Annotated in this window: 21 protein-coding genes; 11 read left to right on the top strand and 10 right to left on the bottom strand. The window is 70.8% G+C overall.

Going from position 1 to position 22649, the window contains the following annotated elements; translation table 11 throughout:
- Positions 1 to 18: 18 nt before the first annotated feature.
- Complete coding sequence (locus tag GU5_RS0106540) at positions 19 to 951, bottom strand: VOC family protein (RefSeq protein ID WP_010524782.1); 933 nt, start codon at positions 949 to 951, stop codon at positions 19 to 21.
- Positions 952 to 1090: 139 nt separating this feature from the next.
- On the opposite strand from GU5_RS0106540, the gene GU5_RS0106535 reads away from it, so the two are divergent.
- Together GU5_RS0106535 and GU5_RS0106530 are read left to right on the top strand one after the other, a co-directional pair.
- Entirely contained in the window at positions 1091 to 1462 is a 372-nt protein-coding gene (locus GU5_RS0106535) for a PadR family transcriptional regulator (RefSeq protein WP_010524781.1), read from the top strand.
- On the top strand, positions 1459 to 2238 hold the full coding sequence (locus tag GU5_RS0106530; RefSeq protein ID WP_010524780.1) for a hypothetical protein: 780 nt from the start codon (positions 1459 to 1461) through the stop codon (positions 2236 to 2238). The genes GU5_RS0106535 and GU5_RS0106530 overlap by 4 nt, the downstream gene beginning before the upstream one ends.
- A 27-nt stretch (positions 2239 to 2265) precedes the next feature.
- Here the strand turns inward: GU5_RS0106530 and GU5_RS0106525 are convergent, their stop codons facing one another.
- The 3 genes from GU5_RS0106525 to GU5_RS14380 form a co-directional block, all read right to left on the bottom strand.
- Complete coding sequence (locus GU5_RS0106525; protein ID WP_010524779.1) at positions 2266 to 3027, bottom strand: flavodoxin family protein; 762 nt, start codon at positions 3025 to 3027, stop codon at positions 2266 to 2268.
- Positions 3028 to 3079: 52 nt separating this feature from the next.
- Positions 3080 to 4309 carry a glutaminase gene (locus GU5_RS0106520; RefSeq protein ID WP_010524778.1) on the bottom strand — a complete coding sequence of 410 codons (1230 nt, stop codon included), beginning with the start codon at positions 4307 to 4309 and terminating at the stop codon, positions 3080 to 3082.
- 84 nt (positions 4310 to 4393) lie between these two features.
- Positions 4394 to 4762, bottom strand: a complete 369-nt coding sequence (locus tag GU5_RS14380) for a GNAT family N-acetyltransferase (RefSeq protein WP_010524777.1) — start codon at positions 4760 to 4762, stop codon at positions 4394 to 4396.
- A gap of 243 nt (positions 4763 to 5005) precedes the next feature.
- On the opposite strand from GU5_RS14380, the gene GU5_RS0106510 reads away from it, so the two are divergent.
- Entirely contained in the window at positions 5006 to 5638 is a 633-nt protein-coding gene (locus GU5_RS0106510; protein WP_010524776.1) for a hypothetical protein, read from the top strand.
- 98 nt (positions 5639 to 5736) lie between these two features.
- Complete coding sequence (locus tag GU5_RS0106505; protein WP_010524775.1) at positions 5737 to 6051, top strand: hypothetical protein; 315 nt, start codon at positions 5737 to 5739, stop codon at positions 6049 to 6051.
- A gap of 19 nt (positions 6052 to 6070) precedes the next feature.
- Here GU5_RS0106505 and GU5_RS16295 read toward each other — a convergent pair whose 3' ends face one another.
- The 3 genes from GU5_RS16295 to GU5_RS14370 all read right to left on the bottom strand — a co-directional run bounded on the left by GU5_RS16295 (position 6071) and on the right by GU5_RS14370 (position 9733).
- Entirely contained in the window at positions 6071 to 6700 is a 630-nt protein-coding gene (locus GU5_RS16295) for a TetR/AcrR family transcriptional regulator (protein ID WP_010524774.1), read from the bottom strand.
- Positions 6701 to 6773: 73 nt separating this feature from the next.
- Complete coding sequence (locus tag GU5_RS0106495) at positions 6774 to 9035, bottom strand: YhgE/Pip domain-containing protein (protein WP_010524773.1); 2262 nt, start codon at positions 9033 to 9035, stop codon at positions 6774 to 6776.
- Positions 9032 to 9733 carry a hypothetical protein gene (locus GU5_RS14370; protein ID WP_010524772.1) on the bottom strand — a complete coding sequence of 234 codons (702 nt, stop codon included), beginning with the start codon at positions 9731 to 9733 and terminating at the stop codon, positions 9032 to 9034. Before GU5_RS14370 ends, GU5_RS0106495 begins: the two co-directional genes overlap by 4 nt.
- 426 nt (positions 9734 to 10159) lie before the next feature.
- Here GU5_RS14370 and GU5_RS0106485 point away from each other — a divergent pair, with 426 nt between their 5' ends.
- The 4 genes from GU5_RS0106485 (at position 10160) to poxB (ending at position 14887) form a co-directional block, all read left to right on the top strand.
- On the top strand, positions 10160 to 10948 hold the full coding sequence (locus GU5_RS0106485; protein ID WP_010524771.1) for a DUF6318 family protein: 789 nt from the start codon (positions 10160 to 10162) through the stop codon (positions 10946 to 10948).
- A 557-nt stretch (positions 10949 to 11505) separates the two neighbouring features.
- A complete protein-coding gene (locus GU5_RS14365; protein WP_010524770.1) occupies positions 11506 to 12078 on the top strand; it encodes a PKD domain-containing protein in 573 nt (190 codons plus the stop codon).
- Positions 12079 to 12264: 186 nt separating this feature from the next.
- Positions 12265 to 12945: a DUF6318 family protein gene (locus tag GU5_RS16290; RefSeq protein WP_010524769.1), complete on the top strand. Its 681-nt coding sequence runs from the start codon at positions 12265 to 12267 to the stop codon at positions 12943 to 12945.
- Between the two features lie 229 nt (positions 12946 to 13174).
- Positions 13175 to 14887, top strand: a complete 1713-nt coding sequence (poxB, locus tag GU5_RS0106470; protein WP_010524768.1) for a ubiquinone-dependent pyruvate dehydrogenase — start codon at positions 13175 to 13177, stop codon at positions 14885 to 14887.
- A 39-nt stretch (positions 14888 to 14926) separates the two neighbouring features.
- Here the strand turns inward: poxB and GU5_RS0106465 are convergent, their stop codons facing one another.
- Both GU5_RS0106465 and GU5_RS0106460 read right to left on the bottom strand, forming a co-directional pair.
- Entirely contained in the window at positions 14927 to 16033 is a 1107-nt protein-coding gene (locus tag GU5_RS0106465) for a hypothetical protein (protein ID WP_010524767.1), read from the bottom strand.
- Complete coding sequence (locus GU5_RS0106460; RefSeq protein WP_010524766.1) at positions 16030 to 16425, bottom strand: PadR family transcriptional regulator; 396 nt, start codon at positions 16423 to 16425, stop codon at positions 16030 to 16032. Before GU5_RS0106460 ends, GU5_RS0106465 begins: the two co-directional genes overlap by 4 nt.
- A 168-nt stretch (positions 16426 to 16593) precedes the next feature.
- Between GU5_RS0106460 and GU5_RS0106455 the strand changes: the two genes are divergently transcribed.
- The gene (locus GU5_RS0106455; protein ID WP_010524765.1) at positions 16594 to 17214 is read left to right on the top strand and encodes a TIGR03085 family metal-binding protein; all 621 of its coding nucleotides are present in this window, start codon (positions 16594 to 16596) and stop codon (positions 17212 to 17214) included.
- Between the two features lie 42 nt (positions 17215 to 17256).
- Here the strand turns inward: GU5_RS0106455 and GU5_RS0106450 are convergent, their stop codons facing one another.
- Positions 17257 to 19461 (bottom strand): RecQ family ATP-dependent DNA helicase, encoded by a 2205-nt coding sequence (locus GU5_RS0106450; protein ID WP_010524764.1) that lies wholly within the window; start codon positions 19459 to 19461, stop codon positions 17257 to 17259.
- A gap of 109 nt (positions 19462 to 19570) precedes the next feature.
- On the opposite strand from GU5_RS0106450, the gene GU5_RS0106445 reads away from it, so the two are divergent.
- Together GU5_RS0106445 and GU5_RS0106440 are read left to right on the top strand one after the other, a co-directional pair.
- Complete coding sequence (locus tag GU5_RS0106445) at positions 19571 to 21106, top strand: TIGR01777 family oxidoreductase (protein WP_010524763.1); 1536 nt, start codon at positions 19571 to 19573, stop codon at positions 21104 to 21106.
- Between the two features lie 181 nt (positions 21107 to 21287).
- Positions 21288 to 22586, top strand: coding sequence for a pitrilysin family protein (locus GU5_RS0106440; RefSeq protein ID WP_010524762.1), 1299 nt, complete (start codon positions 21288 to 21290; stop codon positions 22584 to 22586).
- Positions 22587 to 22649 lie beyond the last annotated feature (63 nt).

The following is a 22649-nucleotide window of genomic DNA, read 5'->3' as shown; positions in this document are numbered from 1 at the left end:
CGCCGGTGTGCCGTCTGGTCACCGTTCGAGCAGCTCCTCGGTCTCGGTGCCGGGCACCGCCACTGAGACCTGGGTGCCCCAGGGGTCGCGAGTGACCACGCGGCGGCCGTCGTCGTCGAAGTCCAGCTCGGCCGCGCGGTAGCGGGCGACCAGCGCGTCCAGGTCCTCGCGCTGCGGCACGGTGATCGCCAGATCGCCCAGCCCCAGTCGCGAGGCGCGCGGCCCGGCGCCGCGGCTGTTCCAAGTGTTCATGGCTACGTGATGGTGGTACCCGCCAGCCGAGGCGAAGAGTACTTCGGGCCAGTCCGCCGTCGGGTCGAAGCCCAGCGCGCCGATATAGAACTCCCGTGCCCGCTCCACGTCGCCGACCTGCAGATGGACGTGGCCGACCACTCCAGCCCGCTCAGCCCCGGCGTCGAGGACGCCCTGATCCAGGTGATCGCGCAGATACTGCTGCGGATCCAGCCGCAGATTGTCCATGGCGACCCGCCCGTCGTGGACCTCCCAGGCCTCGCGCGGCCGGTCCCGGTAGATCTCGATCCCGTTGCCCTCCGGGTCGGTGAAGTAGAAGGCCTCGCTGACCAGGTGATCCGCCGAGCCGACGAACTGCGAGAGCGGGTGCTGTGCGGCGCGGTATACGGTCGCGGCCAGGCTCGCCTCGTCCTCGACCAGGAACGCAGTGTGGAACAGTCCGGCCTCGCGCGGATCCACAGCATCCAGCTCCGGAGTGTGGCCCAGCCGGACCATCGGAGTGGTGCCGCGCCCCAGCACCCGGTGGACTTCGCGGCCGCGGCTGCGTTCCTGCAGCGGCACCATCGCCAGGGCTGTGGCGTAGTACTCGGACATGACTTCCAGGTCACCCACGTGCAGGGTGACCGCGTCCATCGCCGTCGCCGGGTTGATGACGCGCTCGGCGTCGGGGCGGTCGAAGGCGGGGGAGGTGTGTGACATGGCGGGCCTCGCTGGGTCTGGCGGGGATGTCCCCGCCGAATGGTTGTTGCAACAACCATCAACACGGGTGGCGTCCCGAATGTTCCCGGCCTCGCGCGACTAGGTTGCCAGACTGACTAGTCAGTCGTACGATCTAGTCATGACCTCGACGCCTCACGAGCCGGAGGAACGGCCGTCGGAATGGCCTTCCGAGTGGTTGCGCGCCGTCCTCGAGCTCTGCGTGCTGCGCATCCTCGCCGACGGCCCGACCTACGGCTATGAGATCGCCGCGCGCCTGGCCGACGAGGGGCTGGGCACGGTCAAGGGCGGCACGCTCTATCCGCTGCTGACGCGCTTCGAGCAGTCCGGCCGGGTCGACGTCGACTGGCGCCCCGGCGACGGCGGCCCGGGGCGGAAGTACTACCTGCTCACCGATGCCGGCCGCGCCGACCTCGCCGCCCGCCGCGCGCACTGGCACCAGTTCGTCGCCACCACCGCAGACATCCTCGCCCCGCAGGAGGAGACGCCATGACCCGCTCCCGCTCCGCCGACGCACGTCCCCTGGAGGAGACGCTGGCACCGCACGTCGACCGCCAGTGGGTCGGCGACTTCATCGTCGAGCTGCGGCTGCGCGGCGTCGCCGGCGAGGACATCGGCGCCGCGCTCGCCGAAGTCGACTCCCACTGTGCCGAGAGCGGCGAATCGGCCGCCGCGTCCTTCGGCGAGGCCGCCGAGTATGCGCGCAGCATGGGCCTGCCGGAGACCGAGCAGCAGGCGACGGCGGCCGTGCTGCGCCGGACGCTGCCCACCTTGGTGCAGCTGGCCGGCATGCTCGCCGTCGTCACCGCCGCTCCGGCACTGGCGGCAGGGGAGGCCATGACGGTGACCGTCGGTGCGCTGGTCAGCGCGGTCGTGCTGGTGGCAGTGATCCTCGCGCTGGGGCTCTGGCCGGAGAAGACGCTCGGCGCGCTGGCCGGGCCGCGGTGGAAGGCCGCCGTGATCGCCCCGCTGTCGGTGGCGCTGATCGTCGCGCCGACGATCCTGGTGCGCCAGGAGCTGCTCGCCGCACCGGCCGGGCCGAGCATCGCCGTCGGCGTCGTCGTGCTGCTCGCCGGGGTGCTCTGGGACTTGATCCTGGTCCGGCGCGAGGCCCGCGACCCGGAGCAGGACATGCTGCTGACTCCGTGGGACGGTGCCGCGGAGCGCGATCGCCGACGGCGCGGCGTCGCCTGGGCCGAGCGGATCCGGCTGCTGATGATCCCGACGGCCACAGCGGTCATGGCCGCAGTGTTCCTGCTGTTCGACTGACGGCAGCCGGTCGCGGACTCCCCGCGGTCAGCGGTACTCGGGGTTCACATGCTCCGCCCCGGTGCCGGCGTCCCAGGCGCGGCGGTCATTGCCGTAGGAGGGGATCCCGCCGGCGGCGCGGAGCATCGCCGCCAGATGCATCAGGTTGTAGGTCATGAACGTGGTGTTGCGGGTGGTGAAGTCGTTCTCCGGGCCGCCGGAGCCCGGATCCGCGTAGGACGGGCCGGGACCGGCCTCGCCGACCCAGCCGGCGTCGGCCTGCGGCGGGATAGTGCAGCCGAGGTGCTGCAGGCTGTAGAGCACGTTCATCGCGCAGTGCTTGATCCCGTCCTCGTTGCCGGTGAACAGCGCTCCGCCGACCCGGCCGTAGTAGGAAGACTGGCCGGCGTCGTTGAGGTCGCCGGAGTTCGAGTACAGCCGCTCGATGACCCGCCGCATCACCGAGCTGTTGTCGCCCAACCAGATCGGGCCGGCCAGCACCAGGATGTCGGAGGCCATGACCGTCCGGTGCAGCTGCGGCCACTCGTCGGTCTGCCAGCCGTGCTGGGTCATATCCGGCTGCACGCCGGGCGCGATGTCATGGTCCACCGGGCGGATGATCTCCACGCTCACTCCGTGATCGCGCATCAGCCGTGCGCTGGCCTCCACCAGAGCTTCGGTGTGGCTGACCTCCGGAGAGGGCTTCAGCGTGCAGTTGAAGAACGTCGCGCGCAGGTGGCTGAAGTCCGGGGCGGTCGCCGCGGCGGAGCGCCGACCGGCGGTCTGGGTGTCGTGATCGGTCGATGTCATGGGGCACCTCACGGGGTTCGGTGACGGATGGTCGATGGGGGATGGCGGGGCGTCACCGCAGCTCGGGGCGACTGCCGTCGCCGAGATCCGGGTCGGGCAGCACCCCGCCCGGGTCGTGCAGCTGGACGCGGACGCCGTCGAGCCGCAGCCGCCGCAGCCCTTCCAGCGTCATCCGGCGGCCGACGTCGCTGACAGTGTGCACCCGCGAGACGTCCAGCAGCACGGTGTCTCGGCGGAGAGTGGTCATCAGGTCCAGCAGCTGGGCGGCGGCGGTGAACTCCACGTTCCCGCGCAGCACCAGCGTGGCGGTCTCGCCGTCGTCGGTCAGCTCCGTCCGGTCCGGCAGTCCGCGGTCCGAGGCGAACAGGTGCATCCCCATGTCCGCGGAGAGCCGTTCGAAGGCCATGCGCCCGCGGACGCTGTTCCCGCGCGCGTCCAGGCGCGGGGAGAAGGCGCTGATGCCGGCACGGTCGGGCAGCACGCCGAGCATCCCGCCGGCGACTCCGCTCTTGGCGGGGATGCCCACCCGCGTCAGCCAGTCCCCGGCCGCGTCGTACATGCCGGCGGCGGCCATCACGGCCATGACCTGCCGGGCCACCTCCGGCGGCATGAGCTGCTCGCCGGTGCGCGGCTGGACTCCACCGGAGGCGAGCGTCGCGCCCATCATCGACAGGTCCTCGACCGTCACCAGCAGCGAGCACTGCCGGACATAGCCCTCGACGAGCTCATGGGCCGGGGCGTCGACGATGCCGTAAGTGCGGAGCATATGGGCGATGGCCAGATTGCGGTCCGCCGTCTCCAGCTCTGAGGCGGCGACGCGTTCGTCGACCGCCAGCTCCCGGTCGGCCAGCCGCGAGCACAGCGTCCGGATCCGCTCGACCCGGTCGGCCGCCGTAGTCGTCGGCCCGACCAGCAGCGCATGGGCGGTGATCGCGCCGGCGTTGATCATCGGGTTCCTGGGCCGATGCGTCTCTCCCTCCAGGGAGAGCTCGTCGAACGCCTCGCCGGAGGGTTCGACGCCCACGGCCTCCAGGACCCGGTCCAGGCCGCGGTCCATGATGGCCGCCGCATAGGCGAACGGCTTGGAGATGGACTGGATGGTGAAAGCGACCTCCGCGTCGCCGGCGGAGTAGGTGCTGCCGTCGGCGGAGGTGATGGCCAGGGCGCTGCGTTCAGGATAGGCCGAGGCCAGCTCCGGGATGTAGTCGGCCGTCGCGCCGTCGTCGACGTCACGCAGCGCGGCGAGGACTTCCTCGAGGTAATCGGGGATCGGGGTCTTCATGCCGCCGTGGTCCTTTCAGAATCGGAGCCGGGGTCCTCGAGCGGGTCCGGGCGACTCGGCTTCGCCGAGTGCGCGCGGCTCAGGTCAGCGCAGCGCCTCCAGATGCGCCGGGCGCACCGCGTCCACGGCGTCGTCGACCTCGTGGTGGGACTCGAGCCACTTCTTCACGTACGGGCAGACGGGCACGATCCGCCACCCCTCGGCCGCGCTGGTCTCCAGGGCCGAGCGGGTCAGCGTGCTGGCCAGACCGCGGCCTCCGAAGGCGTCGAAGATTTCGGTGTGGTAGAAGATCCGCTGGTCGTCGTCGGGCAGTTCCTTGTACATCGAGAAGCCGGCGAGCTCCTCGCCGACGTGCACCTCGAAGCGGGACTTCTCGCCGTGGCGGCGGACGGTCTCCTGGTCATCGGAGGTACTGGCGGAGTCGGAAGTCCCGGTGGTGTGGTCGTCGGACATGGGTGTTCCTCCTGAGGGTCGGGCGGGCGGCGTCGGAGGGGTGGCGGCCCACTGGAATCGTGGCGGATATCACAGGTATCGGCGTCCTGGCGCAGAGTAGCACCGGCACCCTGAGACTGCCCGGGCGGGATCTGGTGCGACGAGGACCGACGGCATGTCGCTCTGCGCCGACGTTCAGCCGAGAGTCCTATCCTCCCGACATGTCAGGCACATCAGCCACGCAGCAGGCGAGGAGGAGAGCCCATGCCCAGCACTGACCAGAAGGACCAGACGTCTACGCCCGAGTCGGGGGAGACGCCCGACGGCGGTGGCGTGACGAACCTGCCCCCGGCGCCCGAGCCGATGCCCGGGGCCCGCCGGACCGTCGCCGTCGTCGTGGTGGAAGTGCTGGCGACGCTGGGACTGGCCTGGAGCACCGCCGCGCTGCTCTCCGACCACGGCGCGCGGATCACCCTCGGGGGCGTCTTCACCGCGGTGCTGTTCGTCGCCGCCGGGGCCGTCGTCGTCGGGCTCGGCCCGCGGATCCTGCGCGGGCTGGCCGAGCGGCCCGCCCCGCTGATCGTCGCGATCCTGCTGGCCGGCGCGGTCATCGCGCTGCCGGTGCTCGTGCTGCCGCAGGTGCTGGCCACGCTGGCGCCGGGCGCGCCGATGCTGATCTCAGTCCTGGTGGTGCTCGCCGCCTGGGGCGTCGGCTATGCGGTGCTGACCACCGGTGCCGCCGATCCGCTGCTCGATGAGACGGCGCTGCGGCACCGCCGCCGTGCGCTGCGCCGGCGGACGCTGGCGATCGCGGTGGTGCCGATGCTGATCATCCTCGCCGGCGGCGCCTGGTGGGTGCAGACCTGGCTCGCCGAGCAGAACCCCTTCGGCGGGTGAGGGGTGGCGGCCCTGAGGCCGTTGCCACAACACACCGGTCGGAGCTACCGTGCCACTGACCGAGGAGAGGGGAACGAATGGTCAGCAGGACGCGTACGATGCGACACGGAGGCCTTCTGCTGGTCGGCCTCGCCGGGCTGGCGTTGACCGCCTGTGCCGACACCGGCGACCTCAGCGTCGTCAACGAAGGCTCGGAGGATGTCGCCGTGGACGTGGGGGACCAGGTGCTCGACGTCTCCTCCGACGGCGCGGTGGAGCTGCTCGACTCCGGCTGCACGGCGGGCGATGTCACTGTGGAGCTCGGTTCCCGCGCGGAACAGACTCTGCCGGGTCCGATCTGCCCGGAGCAGCAGATCATGATCGACGACGGTGAGGCCGAGCTGGAGCCGGCTCCCGCGGAGAATCCCCAGTAGCCCACGGCGGTGCCGAGATTCAGGCCCGCGGGACCATCGCCACCAGCGCGTCGACGCAGTCGGCCACGCTCCACTCCGGATGGGTGGTGTGCCGGTCGATGGTCAGCGTCACCGCCGCCGAGAGCAGCCCCGTGGCGGTGATCTCCAGTCGGGCCCGGGTCGCCGGAGCCCGTGCGGGGTCGTCGGCGACGACGGCGGCGTCGAGGGCGGCGAGCCGGTCGGCCAGCAGCGCGATGATCGACTCCTTCTCCGATCGCAGCTGCTGGGACTCGTCGTCGCGGCGGCGAGCCAGGGCGAAGGCGACCAGTCCAGTGAAGGACGGGTGGGCGTCGAGGAACTCCACCGCCGCCCGCAGCCGCGCGGCGAAGCCGGCCCGCTCGTCGTCGCCGGTCTCAGTCCGCTCCTCGGCGGTGGCGTCCATCATCACGCGCAGCTCCTCGCCGCCGTGGACGAGCATCTCGCGCACCAGCCGGTCCTTGGAGCCGAACTGGTAGTAGACCGAGCCCTTGGCCACCCCGGCGACGGCGGCGAGCTCGTCGACGGTGTGCTCATGGACGCTGCGATGGTCGTCCAGGGCCATCATCGCCTCCAGGATCCGCACCCGGGCGGGGCGCTTCGGGCCCGGCGCGGCGCCGGCGTCGTCACTCATGCTGCTCCTTGTGATGCGGGTCTGCTCGTTCTGCCCGGCCCGGCCGATGCTCGTCGTGCCGTGCACTCGCGGCTCAGGCGGCCTCGGCGAAGGGCGGCTGCAGCCGCTTCAGCGACCACGTCTTCTTCCGCTGCACTGCGAAGGTCATGATGGACAGCCCCACCACCGCGGTGAGCACCAGCGCCGCGGCCGCCGTCGTCGCCGAGGACAGCTGCCCGCCGTATATGGCGTGCCGCAGTCCGTCGACCACATAGCTCATCGGCAGCCATCGATGCAGCGCGGACAGCCCGTCCGGCAGCGTCTCCGCCGGATAGGTGCCGCCGGAGGCGACCAGCTGCAGCACCAGCAGCACGATCATCAGCATCTTCCCCGGATTGCCCAGCAGCGTGACCACTCCCTGGATCAGTGCGGTGAACGCCAGCGAGGCCACGGTGAGCAGGCCGAAGGACATCCAAGGATGCACCGGCTCCAGCCCGAGCCCGAAGACCACCGCCGTGTAGACCAGCCCGGCCTGGACCAGCGAGAGCAGCAGGAACGGCAGCCAGGAACCGATCACGATCGCCGCCGACGGCGCGTTGGAGGCCAGCGCCCGCGGCGAGACCGGCCGCAGCACCTGGATCATCACGAGCGCGCCGATCCACAGCGACAGCCCGAGGAAGTACGGCGCCATGCCGGCGCCGTAGCTGCCGGCCTCGGTCTGGGCGGTCTCGGCGACGCGCAGCGGATCGCCCATCACCGAGGAGAGCTCGTCGCGCTGCTCGGCGTCGGGGTCCGGGACATCCTCCGCGCCGGAGGAGAGTTTGCCGGCGAGCTCGCCGGCGCCGTCGACCAGCTGGGTGGAGCCGTCCTGGGCGTCGGAGAGTCCGTCGCGCAGCGAGACGGCGCCCTCGGAGAGGTCGGTGGCGCCGGTGTCGAGCTGGTCGGCGCCGGTGATCAGCTCGTCGACGCCGGAGTCGACGGCGGTCGCGCCCTCGGAGAGGTCGCTCGCGCCGGTGGAGAGGTCGTCGGCGCCGGAGGACAGCGTGTCCGCGCCGTCCTTCGCCGACTGGGCGCCGGCGGTGAGGTCCGGCAGCTGCTCAGCCAGCGACGCCGCACCGTCGGCCAGATCCGAGCTGCCCGACTCCAGTTCGGCCGCGCCGTCGGCGACGTCGCGGGAGCCGGCGGCGAGCTGGTCGATCTGCTCCTGCGCCTCGGTCAGCTCGGTGCGGGTCTGCTCGGCCCGGTCCAGCAGCTGCGAGTCCGCGGCGGTGGAGGCCAGCGCCTCGCGGGCCGAGGCGACGTCGTCCTCGGTGATCACCCCGGCGGCGACCAGCTGCTCGACGGTCTCGTCCACCCGGCCCTCGGCGTCGGACTCGAACTGCTGGATCACGTCAGTGGCCTCGTGGGAGGCGGCCGAGAGCTTCTCGTTGCCGTCGGCGACCTGCTCGGCGCCCTCGGTCAGCGAGCCGAGCCCGGTGTGCAGATCCTCGGCGCCGGTGGAGAGCTCGCCGGCGCCGGACTCGGCGGCCGCGGCGCCGTCGACGAGGTCGCCCAGCCCGGAGGAGAGGTCGCTCGCGCCGGTGGAGAGGTCGTCGGCGCCGGAGGAGAGTGTGGCGGCGCCGTCGTCGAGCTGGCCAGTGCCCTCTTTGAGATCGCCCAGCCCGGTGGAGAGCTCGTCGACCCCGTCGTCCAGATCCGCCGCGCCGTCGGCGAGGTCGGAGGCGCCGGAATGCAGCGTGACCAGGCCGTCGTCGAGGTCGGAGGCGCCGTCGGTGAGCTCGTCGGCGCCGTCGGCGGCCTTCAGCATCTGCTGATGGATCCGCCCGAAGCCGGTCAGCAGCTGGTCCGCGGTCTCCTCGCCGACCTGCGCGGCCACTGAGGCGTGGACCTCGGAGGCCAGCGAGTCGACGATGCTGGAGAGCAGGTAGTTGTTGGCGTCGTTGGTGACCACCTGCAGCTGGGCCTGCTCGGCAGACTCGAAGTCGCCGGGGGAGGCCAGTGCCGCGGAGAAGTCCTGCGGGATCACCAGGGCGAACTGCTGGTCCCCGGCGGCGACGTTCGCCTCGGCCTGCTTGACCGAGTCGACGTCGACCCAGTGGAAGGAGGCATCGTCGGTGAGCTCTTCGGCGACGTCGTCGCCGATGGTCTGCGACTCGCCGTCGAAGTCCGCGCCCTCGTCCAGATTGACCAGCGCGGCGTCGACGTCCTCCAGGTTCCCGGTGGGATCCCAGTTCGCGTAGAGGTAGATGCCGCCGTAGATCACCGGGACCACCGCCAGGGCGAGGACGGTGAGGATCGGCAGGATGCTGTCGGTCAGCCGGGACAGCTCGGAGCGGATCAGGCGCAGGAAGGTCATCGGTCCTCCGCGGGGGAGTCGTGGGTGGTCTCGTCGTCGGCGTCCTCTGGGTCCTCGGCCGGCGGCTCTCCGGCGGAGACGACCCGGTGGTCCGTGCCGGCCGGGGCGCGATCGACGACGGCGATCACGCTGGTCTCCGATTCCTCGTCGACCAGGGCGGAGAGGGTGTCCTCGAGGGCTTCGCCGGTGATGTCATGACGGTCGGGGGAGTCGAGCGCCGCGAGACGGACCTGCGGATCGGCGAAGGCCAGCATCGTGAGCAGCTCGATCCGCTCGGGGGCCGGCAGTGCGTCGACGTGGTCGCCGGCGACCCCGCTCCAGTCGTGGGCCTGCATCCAGGCCCGCGGCGACGAGGGGATCCTGTCGCGACGATGCGGCAGCCGCGCCCGCAGCGGGCGCAGGCCGAGCGACTCGGCGACGACGCGGCGCACGCTCATGAAGTGTTCCGGGGAGGTGATCCCCTCGGCGTCGACGACGGCGGCGGCGCGACGGCGAGCCCGCAGGCGGGGGTCGTCGTCGAGGAGCAGCTCACCGTCCCCGGGCGCCATGCGGCCGGAGAGGATCAGCGAGGCGGCGGTGCGGCCCGCCGGGGTGGGGATCTCGAGGAAGACCAGCTCCCCGGCGGCGATCCGGAAGCTGGTGGGCGGCACGATGAGAGCGTGCCGGTCATGGAAGCTCATCGAGCGCACATCGAGCATGCTTCGATAGTACTGAACTGACTGGTCAGTCTAAAACTTTCGTGAGCGACGGAACACCGGGCTGTGGGTGGGGTGTGGTCCGGGCGGGTGTCGGGCGGTGCTGGGTCACAGTGAGCGGTGCTGGGCCACGGCGCGTGGTGCTGAGCCACCGCGGCGGCGCTGACCAGGGCGGGCGGAGCTGGCCGGTCTGCCCCGTCCCGTTGGGCGGGGTCACCGCTCGGCCCCGTCGTGTTTCGCCGTCCTGGCCCAACTGGACGGGGACGGAGAAACACGACGAGGCAGGACGGTTCCCGTCTGCGGAGGTCGGGTTCTCCACAGTCTGATCAGGGCGAGTTGCAGCGCCTCGTGTGGTCTCTAGACTGGCGAGCCGAGTGCCCACCGTCCTGACGGTGGGCACTGACAATGCCGGAACGACGGGGGAGCCCCATGACGCCTGTGTCTGCCGAGACCGACCCGACGACCGACGGCGGCACCGCCCGCGGTGCGCGCCGTCTTCCTCTGCTCGGGGTGCTGCTGGCTGGCGCGTTGCTGCTCAGCGCCTGCGGAGGTTCGCCCGAGGAGGACGCTCAGGCCGGTTCCGAAGAGCCGAGCGCAAGCGCCTCGGCGAGCGAGAGCCCCGACGGCGGCTCTGGTGAGGAGACCTCGTCGAGTGACGGGTCGTCCGACGGCTCATCGAGCGACTCGAGCGGTGGCGGCGAAGGCGATTCCGACGGCTCGGGTGAGCCGATTCCGGCGTCGTCGGATGGGCCGGCCCAGAACTGGCCCGAACCGGAGGCTCCGGAGGAGATCACCGAGAAGAGCGAAGATGGAGCCGAGGCGGCCCTGAAGTACTGGTGGGAGCTGTATGCGTACGCCCGGAATACCGGTGACACGTCGTCGTTGGCCAGCATGTCGATGTCGACATGCGATTACTGCAAGGCTCGGGTCGAGCACACCGTAGGCGTCTTTGACCAAGGCGGATGGTGGCGTCAAGACGAGTACGAGATCAAGGACATGGCGCTCGTCGAGCAGGAGGATGGTTCGTACAAGGGGTACTTCATCCTGGGTGGGGGGACGTTCGTCAGCTACTCGGAAGACTCTCCCGCGCAGGTCGAAGAGGACTCCAGTGTCCAGAGGTGGGGTGCGAAGTTCGCGTATGCAGATGGTCGGTGGGTCGCGGAGGATCTGAGCCACCTCTGTACAGAGGGTGAGGATGAAGGATGCGATCTCTCCTGATTCGGCTAGTTCCTGGCTTTCTCAGCATCGCGCTGGCGATTCTTCTATGCTTCGTGGCACCTATCGCCTTGCAGGGGGTATCGGCCTCTGACGCTGCAGGTAAATGTGAGTACAAGCAGACCGCTGGCAAGGACGACTCTGCTGACTCTCTCACCGGAGGCGCGCAGGAGTGTAAAGCACCGCCGACTGAGGGTTTCGTGGACTCGGGCGAAGAGGAATCAGACGGTGGGGACGGCTCCAGTGACCAGGGCCGTGAACAGCCCGAGGAGGCCGGTGACGTCCACGGACCTGTCAACGAACCAGATACCGGCGGCGCAGAGACGGGGGGATCTTCGGAAGAGGAGGTCACCTATGAACCCAGCAATACGTGCTTGTCCGGCGCGATGCCCGATTCGGCATGCATCGAGTTGAGCGGAGGGCCGGGGTGTACAGCGCCGAACGAGTCGCTGGATGTCCCGAGGCGAGTCTGCGCGACGGGTTCCGAATCGGAACCTGAGCAAGACGAACAGTCGGCTGATCCTGAGCCTTCCACTGTCGCTCGGGAAGAGTTCGTCGAGATGTCGCTCGAGCCGGCCGAGGTTCAGTTCGAACCTGATCTGCTGGGCTTCGGCTACAAAGGCCGGCATACGAACATCTACGCCGACGTTCGCACCCAGGCGACTTCTGGTGATGTCCTCGACGCCACCATGGAGCTGCGCGCCATTCCGGTGGCCTACCACTGGGACTACGGGGACGGGACCTCGCGGACCACCTATGAGCCCGGGGAGCCTCTCTCCGACTATGACGGCACCGGCGAAGAGATCAACAAGATGGACTTCAAGACTCCGACCTCCCACGTCTATGAGGAGACCGGGATCTTCGAGGTCACCGTGACCACCGAGTTCATCGGTCAGTACCGCTTCGACGGCGGCGAGTGGACCGGCATCCCGGGCAGCATCAGCGTGGAATCGTCGCCTGGCGAAGCCGACATCTGGACGCAGAACTCCCGCTGGGTCTCCGGCGCGTGCGAGTCACGGGACCAGTGGGGATGCAACGGGCCGGTCCAGTTCGACCCGTCGACCGACCGTCCGCCGAAGATCTATCAGGACCAGTACGACGAGAACGGTCGGTGGTTGGGGCCGATTGACTGAATTCACTCGTTGCTTGGTGTGATCCGACGGGGCGGGACCTCTCGTCTTCAGGTGGAACGATTCGCCAGCTCGGGAACGATAGCGACTTGTCGATGGCGACCTATGAAGCAGTCCGGAAAGTTGTCGACTGGATCATTCCTCAGGGAATGCGGCAGCGATTGAACAAGGTGGGGAGCGGCGTCCGCCATGTCCGAATCGACAAGCATGAACGATGACGTATCCCGCGTGAGCTGGGCGTCTTATCTAGCAGCGACGCTGGCTGGGGTGCTGATACTCGGTGCATGCAGCGCTCCGACAGGCGAGCCTCCCTCGAGCAACGCGTCGTCCGACGGGTCCGAGAGGGAGGGGGTATCCGGGAGCGATGGCTCGGGCGCGCCGGTCTCAGCGTCGGCCGAGGGGCCGGCACAGAACCTGCCTGAGCCAGAGGCGCCGGAGCGGATCGCGGAGAAGAGTCAGGCAGGGGCTGAAGCAGCGCTCGAGTACTGGTGGGAGTTGGACGTCTACGCCCGGAACACCGGGGATACGGTGAAACAGGCGAGTATGTCGATGTCTACGTGCACGTTCTGCAGGGAGCGTGTCGAACACACTGCGGACGTCTACGATCAGGGGGATCGGTGGCGGCAGGAGAACCACACCCTCTCGGGGATCGACCTGGCGAAGCAGAGCGATGGAACCTATCGGGGATCCTTCGAGCTGGACGGCGGTTCGTTCACGAGCTACACGGATGATGGCTCCGTGCAGTCGAACGAAGGAACTCCGGGCCAACAATGGGAAGCTGAGCTCACCTACGTCGACGGTCGTTGGATCGCTGAGGATCTGGGCCACCTGTGCAATCGAGGAGACGACGAGGGGTGCGGCACGTCGTGACTCCAACAGATCGCCGTCAGTGAGCCCCACGACTCGCTCCTGAGGAGTCGACGCTGCCGGGACTTGAGCTCCGCAATGTCGCGTCACCCCTCCACGTGGCAGAACTCTCCCCGCCCGGTGAGGCACTTCATGGCTAACTCAGCGGCCCGGGCATAGACTCGCCAGCAGGCGACCGCCGTGTCGCAGCACGGGCGCGACGGCCGCGAGTCTTTCCAGAAGAGGAGATGTCATGCCCACAGTCGCGCGGAACATCGTCGACACACTGCACGCTTCGGGAGTCCAGCGGGTCTATGGGATCCCCGGCGACTCGCTCAACGGCTTCACCGATGCGCTGCGCGTCGCCGGCACCCTCGACTGGGTCCAGACCCGCCACGAAGAGGCCGCCGCCTTCGCCGCCAGCGCCGAGGCGCAGACCACCGGCGAGCTCGCCGTCTGCGCCGGCAGCTGCGGCCCGGGCAACCTGCACCTGATCAACGGCCTCTACGACGCCCAGCGCTCGCGGACCCCGGTGCTGGCCATCGCCGCCCACATCCCCAGCGAGGAGATCGGCTCCGGCTACTTCCAGGAGACCCACCCGCAGGAGCTCTTCCGCGAGTGCAGCGTCTACGTCGAGCACGTCTCCACCGCCGCGCAGATGCCGCGGCTGCTGCGCGTGGCCATGCGCGAAGCCATCCAGAAGCGCGGCGTGGCCGTGCTGGTCATCCCCGGCGACGTCGCCCTGCAGGAGATCGAGGCCGAGCCGGAGACCATCCGGCCGGCACTCTCCACCACGGTCCCCGCCGAGACCGAGCTGGAATCCGCCGCCGAGATCCTCAACGAGCGCAGCAAGGTCACCATCCTCGCCGGGGCGGGCGCTGCCGACGCCCACGACCAGCTCCTGGCGACCGCCGAGCGGCTGCAGGCGCCGATCGTCCACGCCATGCGCGGCAAGGAGCACATCGAGTACGACAACCCCTACGACGTCGGCATGACCGGGCTGCTCGGCTTCTCCTCCGGCTATCACGCCATGGAGGACGCCGAGACGCTGCTGGTGCTCGGCTCGGACCTGCCGTACCAGCAGTTCTACCCGGACGCGAAGGTCGTCCAGGTGGACATCCGCGGCGAGCAGATCGGCCGCCGCACCGCCGTCGATGTCGGCCTGGTCGGGGGAGTGGCCGAGACTCTCGATGCACTGCTGCCGCGGCTGAGCGAGCACCGCAGCTCCAAGCACCTGGACGCGATGACCAAGCACTACCGTCGTGCCCGCAAGGACCTGGACTCGCTGGCCAGCCCGTCGAAGCGCACCATCCACCCGCAGTACCTCGCGCGACTGATCGACGAGGAGGCCGACGACGACGCGGTCTTCCTGCCCGACGTCGGATCGCCGGTGGTCTGGGCCTCTCGCTATCTGACCATGAACGGCCGCCGTCGGCTCATCGGCTCCTTCGCGCACGGGTCGATGGCCAACGCGGTCTCGCAGGCGATCGGCGTGCAGTCGGTGGACACGAACCGGCAGGTCATCGCCATGGCCGGCGACGGCGGGCTGGCGATGCTCATGGGCGAACTGATGAGCCTGACCCAGCACGATCTGCCGGTGAAGACGGTGGTGTTCAACAACTCCTCGCTGAACTTCGTCGAGGTGGAGATGAAGGCCGCCGGCTTCGTCAACTACGGCACCGAGCTGGCGAACCCGAACTTCGCCGACGTCGCCGAGGCCACCGGCATCCGCGGCATCCGGGTGGAGAGCTCGGCGGAGCTGCCGTCCGCGGTCGAGGAGTTCCTCGCCCACGATGGACCGGCGCTGCTGGACGTGACCACGGAGCGGCAGGAGCTGTCCATGCCGCCGACGATCACCGCCGAGCAGGCCAAGGGCTTCACGCTCTACGCGATCCGCACAGTGATGTCCGGCCGCGGCGACGAGCTGATCGACCTGGCCCGGAACAACGCCCGGCAGCTGTTCTGAAGCCCTGAGCCGCGGGGCGATCCGGACGCGTGGTGAGAGTCAGGCGGTCCGGGTCGCCTGCTGCTCACGGCGGCTCGTCCGCCAGGCCAGGACGGCGGCCAGTGCGAGGAACGCCACCAGTGCAGCGCGCATCATCGAGTCTGCCCGCCAGCTGATTCCCTCGGTGACCAGATCGTCGACGAGCGGAACCGTCGCCACCAGCGCAACGCCGGCCATCCACCACGCACGACGCCGGGCGCGGAGGCCGGCCTGCGGGCGGTGCCGCCGGGCGTAGTCCTGCGGGGAGCCGAACTCCTCGACCAGCGAGGCGTCGGCGTCGTCGGCATGGGTCCGGGCCTCGGCGAGCAGTCGTCGGATGCGTCGATCGGAGATGTCGCCGCGCATCCGCAGGGCTTCGGCTGCCTGGTCGAGCCACTGATCATCGTCGAGCGGCGCGTCCGCTGCGGCGGACTCCGGCGGCGTCGCGTCACCACGTACGGAGGTTGCACGATCTGTCGCGCGGTCGAGGCCCCAGGCGAGGAGTCCGGCGATCCCGGCGATGGGCAGGTGCCACCAGACGCTGAGGGAGCGCGTCGCCTGATCCGCGAGCGTGACCAGGCTCCAGCCAGCGGCGGTGCTGAGCGCGCCCAACGCCACGGCGGTGATGCCGACGGCGACGACGAAGGGTCGGCGGCGCAGCACGGCCGCGAACAGTGCTTGGAGCAGCACGATGGCCAGCGCGAGGGTCGGCGGCGTCACCAGCGGAAGCAACGAGATCGTGGCGGTGCCGGCGACCAGGACGACGACGAGCAGCAGCACGGAGAACCCCGAGGTGCCGATCAGCGTGATCACTGCCGCTTCCCGGAAGTTGCGCGGTCGCGCGATCTCGGGGGTGACAGTACCCTCCTCACGCAGCCGGGGCAGCTGCTCCTCCGCCCAGCGCCGGGCCGGGCCGTAGAGCTCCTCGATGGGTTCCTCGGAGGCTCGGAGCGTGCCGAGGAGCTGCTCCAGCTGATCGACGACGGCCGATTCGGCGACGTCGTCGAGGATCAGCACGGTCGCGGCGGCCTGAGCCCACTTTTCGTCTCTGGCCAGCCCACGCGCGCTGCGGAAACGACGGTGGAGGTCCTCCAGCTGGCGGGGCGAGGTGCGTTCGGTCTGCATCATCGGGGTGTCGGGCTCCTGGGCTCGTCGGAGTCGGTCGGCTCGTCGGCATCGGCTGGGGCCGGCGGGTGATCGCCCAGCGCGTCGACGAGGGCGCGCCAGCGGTCTCGATCCTCCTGCAGGCGTCGATGCCCCGGGTCGGTGAGGCGGTACACCCGTCGGCGCGGTCCGCCGGCCCCGTCTGCCCAGGACGCGGCGATGAGCCCCTCGTCCTCCAGGCCGCCGAGCAGCGGATACAGCGACCCGCCGCGCGGTCGTCCGAAGCCGCGGCGTTCGAGGGCGACGGCGATCCCGTAGCCGTGCTGCGGCTCTTCCTGGAGCGCGGCCAGCACGGCCGTCGACAGTGCGGCGCGGACCCAGGGCGCCGGCCAGTCGGGACTCGGATCGTCGACCATGCCTCTATATACGCATCGTATTCAGTGAGGTGTCAAGGTAGTCGAGGTCATGAGGGGATCATGCGGCGACAGGATGCGCCGGCCGTGACGGCTCGGTCGTGGTGTCGGCGGGGGCTAGGCTCTCCGGCGAGAGTGTCCGACACCTGCCCCGACCTCTGAGGAGCCCCCATGGCGCCCGCCGCTCGCACGACCTCCGCCGCCGCCGTCGAACGTGAGGCTCTGGTGCAAGCCCTGAGCGAGGCGGGCCCGTATGCGCCCACGCTCTGCGCCGGCTGGGACGCCCACGACCTCGCCGCCCACCTGGTCATGCGCGACGGCCACCTGGACCTGCTGGCTCGCCGTCGCATTCCGACGCCCGGCACACACTTCCGCGGCGAGGCGCCGGCCGAGGGCGTGCTGGACTTCACCGAGCTTCTCGAACGATTCGCCGCCGGGGCGCCGCGCTGGTCGCCGGCCCGCGTCGGCGTCGTCGACGATGCGATGAACACGCTGGAGTTCTTCGTCCACGCCGAGGATGTGCTGCGGGCCGGGCCTGAAGAACCCTCGCCCCGGCGTGACCTCGCACCGGCTGTAGAGGCCCGGCTGTGGTCCTTCGCGTCGAAGACGCTGTTCCTGGCCGCCGCGCGCTCGCAGCACCGCCGGGTGACCTGGGTCAGCCCCGGGTTCGGCGCGGTGACCCACGGTCGGCGCCGCGATCCGCTGCAGATCGTCGAGGGCGCGCCCGGCGAGCTGGCGCTCCGGGCCTTCGGTCGCGGGCAGGTCGCCGACGTCGCCGTGCGCGAGGTGTGACGGCCGAGCCAGGCGGCGGGACTGTCGGTCCGCCGGGCTCGCTCAGCCGCGCAGTCCCAGCGCGAAGGGCAGCACCGACTCCGCGCCGGCCCGGCGCAGCTCGCGGGCGGCGAGGGTCAGCGTCCAGCGCGAGACGACCTCGTCGTCGACGAGCAGCACCGAATGGCCGGGAAGCCGCTCGGCGAGCTGATCGGGCACCGCGAAGCTGCCCAGCAGCCCCGAGACGCGGAAGGCGCTGTTGGACTCCGGGGTCGACGTCGGACCCGAGCCGACCAGCTCCAGAGCGCCGGCATAGGGCAGCCGGCCGATCTCGGCCAGGCCCGAGGCCAGCGACTCCACCAGCTGAGGCCTGCTGCGCGAGGGCACGGCGACGACGGCCTCCGGACGCTTCGGCCAGTCCCAGTCGGCGAGCACTCGCACTGCCGCCTGGACCAGCTCGCGGCTGATGGGGCCGTCCTCGCCGGAGAGCGCCTGACGTACGGAGGTGCCCCAGCCCAGGTCGCTGAGCCGGGCGAGCACCCGGCCGTCCTCGGCCGTCTCGTCAGCGCTCAGCTTGCCCTTCAGGCCGACGCCCAGAGCATCGAGTCCGGTGGGCCACTGCTTGCGGGCCGGGATCTCCACGCCGACGGCGTCCAGGCTGGCCTTCGCCTGGCCGACCGAGCTCTGGTCGACGCCGGTGGGATACCACGGGCCGGCGCAGGCGTCGCATCGGCCGCAGGGCTCGGCGTCGACGTCGTCGAGGGCTTGCGCCAGGGCCATCATGCGGCAGGAGTCCTGGCGGCCCGGGCCGACCGGCAGCGCCTCGTAGTCGAGCATGGCCTGCTGCTCGGCCCGGCGCAGCGCCAGGATGCGGTCATATCTGTCGGCGTCGTAGGTCCATCCGCGTCCGGTGGACAGCCAGCCGCCGCGCACGCGGGAGGCCGCGCCGTCGACCTCCAGGACCTTCAGCAGCAGCTCCAGCGGGGAGCGGCGGATCTCGACCAGCGCCTCCAGCCGCGCCACAGACATCGGCTCCTCGGTCGACAGTGCTGACAGCACGGCGTCGGCCCGGTCCTGGGTCGGCATCGACGCCTGGGCGAAGTGCTCCCAGATGCGCACATCCTCCGCGCCGGGGAGCAGCAGCACGTCGGCGGTGTCCACCGCACGGCCGGCACGGCCGATCTGCTGATAGTAGGAGACCGGCGACGACGGTGCGCCCAGGTGGATCACGAAGCCCAGGTCCGGCTTGTCGAAGCCCATGCCCAGCGCCGAGGTCGCGATGAGCGCCTTGACCTGGTTGTCCTTGAGCTTCTGCTCCAGCTCGGCGCGCTCGTCGGCGTCGGTGCGGCCGGTGTAGGCCAGCACCTGGTGGCCCTGCTCGCGCAGATGGGCGGCGACGTCCTCGGCCTGCGAGACGGTCAGCGTATAGACGATCCCGCTGCCGGTCATCGCGCCCAGATGCTGGGACAGCCAGGCGATGCGTGCGGCGGCGTCGGGCAGGGTCAGCACGCCCAGCCGCAGCGAGGCGCGGCTGAGCTGTCCGCGCAGGATCATCACGTCATCGCTGCCCGATGCGCTGCCCGATTCGGGGCCCGACGAGCCGTCCGGGGCCAGCTGCGCGGCGACGTCCTCGACCACCCTGCCGTTCGCCGTCGCCGTGGTGGCCAGCACCGGCACCTCGTCGGGCAACGCGTGGACGATCTCGCCGATGCGCCGGTAGTCGGGCCGGAAGTCATGGCCCCAGTCGGAGATGCAGTGCGCCTCGTCGACCACCAGCATCCCCAGCCGGGACAGCAGCCCGGGCAGCACCTCATCGCGGAAGCGAGGGTTGGCCAGCCGCTCCGGCGAGATCAGCAGCACGTCGAGTTCATCGGCGGCCAGCTCGGCCAGCACCTCGTCCCAGGCATGGGCATTGGCCGAATTCACCGCTCGCGCGCGGACCCCGGCGCGCTCGGCGGCGGCGATCTGGTCGCGCATCAGGGCGATCAGCGGCGAGACGATCAGACTGACCCCGCGCCCGCGGGCGCGCAGCAGATGGGCGGCGAGGAAGTAGACCGCCGACTTGCCCCACCCGGTGCGCTGGACCACCAGCACCCGGCGGCGCTGCTCGACGAGTGCGGAGATCGCCTCCAGCTGCCCGTCGCGGAAGGAGGTCACCCCGCCGGTCAGCGCGGCGAGCCGCTCCTGGGCCTCGGCGCGGAAGGTCGCGGAGACCTCGGGGGGCGGCGTCGCAGACCCCTCGGGGCCGTGGGTGTCAGGAATCGTCATCCCGGACACTCTGCCACAGTGACGACGCATCGGGGGCCGCCCTCTGGCCCTCCCGGCATCGACCGCCTAGCGTGGAGCGCGACCGCGTCCATCCTCGTGAGGAGCTCCGATGCCGAGCCTCGAATTCACCACCCACCTGCCGTTCCGACGCGAGGACGTCTTCGACTGGCTGACGCGTCCCGGCGCGCTGACGCGGCTGCACCCGGCGTTCGCCGGTGCTGTGGTCCAGGAGCCGCCCGAAGGACCGGTCGACGGGTCCGAGTCGGTCCTGGAGATCACCCTGCCCGGGGTGCTCGGCACCGGGCTGGCGGCGTCGGCAGGGCTGCTGAAGTCCCAGCTCGGGCTGCCGGTGAGCGGTCGGACGCGATGGACGGCGCGCCACGTGGACCATCGTCCGGGCGTGGGCTTCTCCGACATCATGGTCTCCGGACCCCTCCGATCCTGGCGGCATGACAGGGTGCTCTCCGACGACGGGGCCGGAACCCGGCTGGACGAGACGATCACGTATCGGCTGCCCGGCGAGCACCGGCTTCCCCGCGGAGTGCTCGGGCTCGTCCATCGGCAGATCGCGCAGCAGATGCGTCGTGTCGTCGCGCACCGTGAGCGGCAGGCCCTGGCGGACATGGCCTTCCACCACCAGCACGGACGACTGGCCTCCCAGCTGTCCGACGAGACGTCGAGCACCGGGGAGTCGGCGCGGACGAGGGTGGTGGCCGTCTCCGGCGCCACCGGGATGATCGGCACCCAGGTCTGCGCCCTGCTCGGCGGCGCCGGCATCGACGTGCGCCGCCTGGTGCGTCGCAGCCCCGAGGACGTCGACCGCAACGCGGAGGGGCCGGGCCGGATCCCCTGGGACCCGAGCTCCGGCCGACTGCCGGAGGACGCCTTCGACGACGTCGACGCCGTGATCCACCTGGCCGGCCACCCGCTGTTCGGCCGGTTCACCGCGGAGCACAAGCGGCGGATCCGGACATCTCGCAGGGACGGAACTCAGCTCATCGTCCGCGGGCTCTCCGAGGCACAGCGTCGCACCCCGCGGGCCCGGGCGCTGATCAGCGGATCGGCGATCGGATGGTATGGGGCCTCCGCGGCTGATCGCCCCCACGACCAGGAGATCCTCACCGAGGACCTCCCCGCCGGCGAGGACTTCCTCGCGGAGGTCTGCGCCGAATGGGAGGAGGCCGCCGGTCGGGCCGCGGAGGCGGAGGTGCGCGTGGCCACCGTCCGCACGGGCATCGTCCAGTCTCCCGCCGGGGGAGTGCTCGCCCAGATGCCGCCGCTGTTCGTCGCAGGCGTCGGCGGTCGACTCGGCGACGACCAGGTCCAGAGCTGGATCAGCCTGGACGACGTCGCGGCCCTCATCGTCCACCTGGCCCTCTCCGACCAGGCGGCCGGGCCGGTCAACGCCGTGGGCCCGGAGCCGGTCACCGCACGGCGTTACGCCGCCACCCTGGGTGCGGTGCTGCACCGCCCGGCTGCGGTGCCCGTTCCGACGGTCGGACCTCGTGCTCTGCTGGGCGCCGAAGGAGTGCGTGAACTGGCCCTGGCCGATCAGCGCGTCAGTTCCTCGACGGCAGAGAGCCTCGGTTACGCCTTCAGGCACCGGACGCTGGAGGAGGCGCTGCGGCATGTGCTGGGTCGATGACCCCCCCCCTCCAGCTGTAGGGCGACTGTAGGGCGAGCGGGCCCGACTGGTGAGGCGCCGGACCACGTGACGACGGCGGCACCGACCAGCGCGGGCCGTCCGACGAGACGGTAGGCTGACGAGCCGGGCGAATCGACTCGACCCGGACCCCAGTGCCTCGACTCCAGGAGTGCCGCCAGCTATGCGCGTGACCATCGATCCCCGGACCCAGGGCGTGCTGAACGCCGACGAGGGCACCACGGTGCGCCGCAGCGTGCTGCCCTCCGGCGTGCGCGTCATCACCGAGTCCATGCCCGCCCAGCGTTCGGTGACCCTCGGCTTCTGGATCGCCGTCGGCTCCCGCGACGAGGCCGACCACCAGCACGGCTCCACCCACTTCCTCGAGCACCTGCTGTTCAAGGGCACCGCGAAGCGCTCGCCGCTGGACATCGCCGCGGCCTTCGACGCCGTCGGCGGTGAGTCCAACGCGCTGACCGGCAAGGAGCACACCTGCTACTACGCCCGCGTGCTGGACAGCGACCTGCCCATGGCCGTCGACGTGCTCACCGACATGGTCACCTCCGCGACGCTGGACCCCGAGGAGATGGAGACCGAGCGCGGGGTCATCCTCGAGGAGCTGGCGATGGCCGAGGACGACCCCATGGACGTCGCCCTGGAGCGCTTCCACGAGCAGGTCATGGACGGTCACCCGCTCGGCCGGCCCATCGGCGGCACGGTCGACGACATCCGGGCGGCGAGCCGCGACGACGTCGCCGACCACTTCCGCCGCTGGTACCGGCCCGAGGAGCTGGTGATCACCGCCGCCGGCGGGCTGGACCACGACGAGCTGTGCCGGATGATCTCCGCGGCGCTGGCCGAGTCCTCCTGGGACGTGACCTCCCGCCGCGACCCGGCCGCGCTCCGCGTCGGCGGCCACGAGCAGATCCCGGTGCGCACCGGCGTCGAGCACCATCGCAAGTCCGTGGAACAGACGCAGGTGATCCTCGGCGGCCGCGGAATGTCGGCCTCCGACGAGGACCGCTTCGCGCTGTCGGTGATGCACGCCGCCCTCGGCGGCGGGATGTCCTCGCGGCTGTTCCAGGAGATCCGCGAGCGGCGCGGGCTGGCCTACTCGACCTACTCCTTCTCCGCGGCCTACACCGACGCCGGCGCCTACGGCCTCTACGCCGGCTGCCTGCCGGACAAGGTCGACACCGTCGTCGAGGTGATGAGCGCCGAGCTGGAGCGCATCGCCTCCGAGCCGCTCGACGCCGAGGAACTCGCCCGGGCGAAGGGCCAGCTGCGCGGCGCGACGGTGCTGGGCATGGAGGAGACCTCCTCGCGGATGTCCCGGCTGGGCCGCGCGGAGCTCGTCCGCGGCGAGTTCGTCGACATCTCCGACACGCTCGCCGAGATCGAGGCCGTCACCGCCGACGACGTCGCCCGCGTGGCGCGCCGACTCGCCGACTCGCCGCGGGCGACGACCGTCGTCGGACCGTGAGCGACGCCACGGCCGTCCGCGGCGTCACCGGCCGGTATGGCAGGCTGAGGTGGGCGCGGCGAC

It is taken from the genome of Nesterenkonia sp. F, assembly GCF_000220985.1.
GTDB lineage: Bacteria > Actinomycetota > Actinomycetes > Actinomycetales > Micrococcaceae > Nesterenkonia.
The sequence above is the reverse complement of the archived record's forward strand: the minus strand, read 5'-3'. Positions and strand labels throughout refer to the sequence as shown.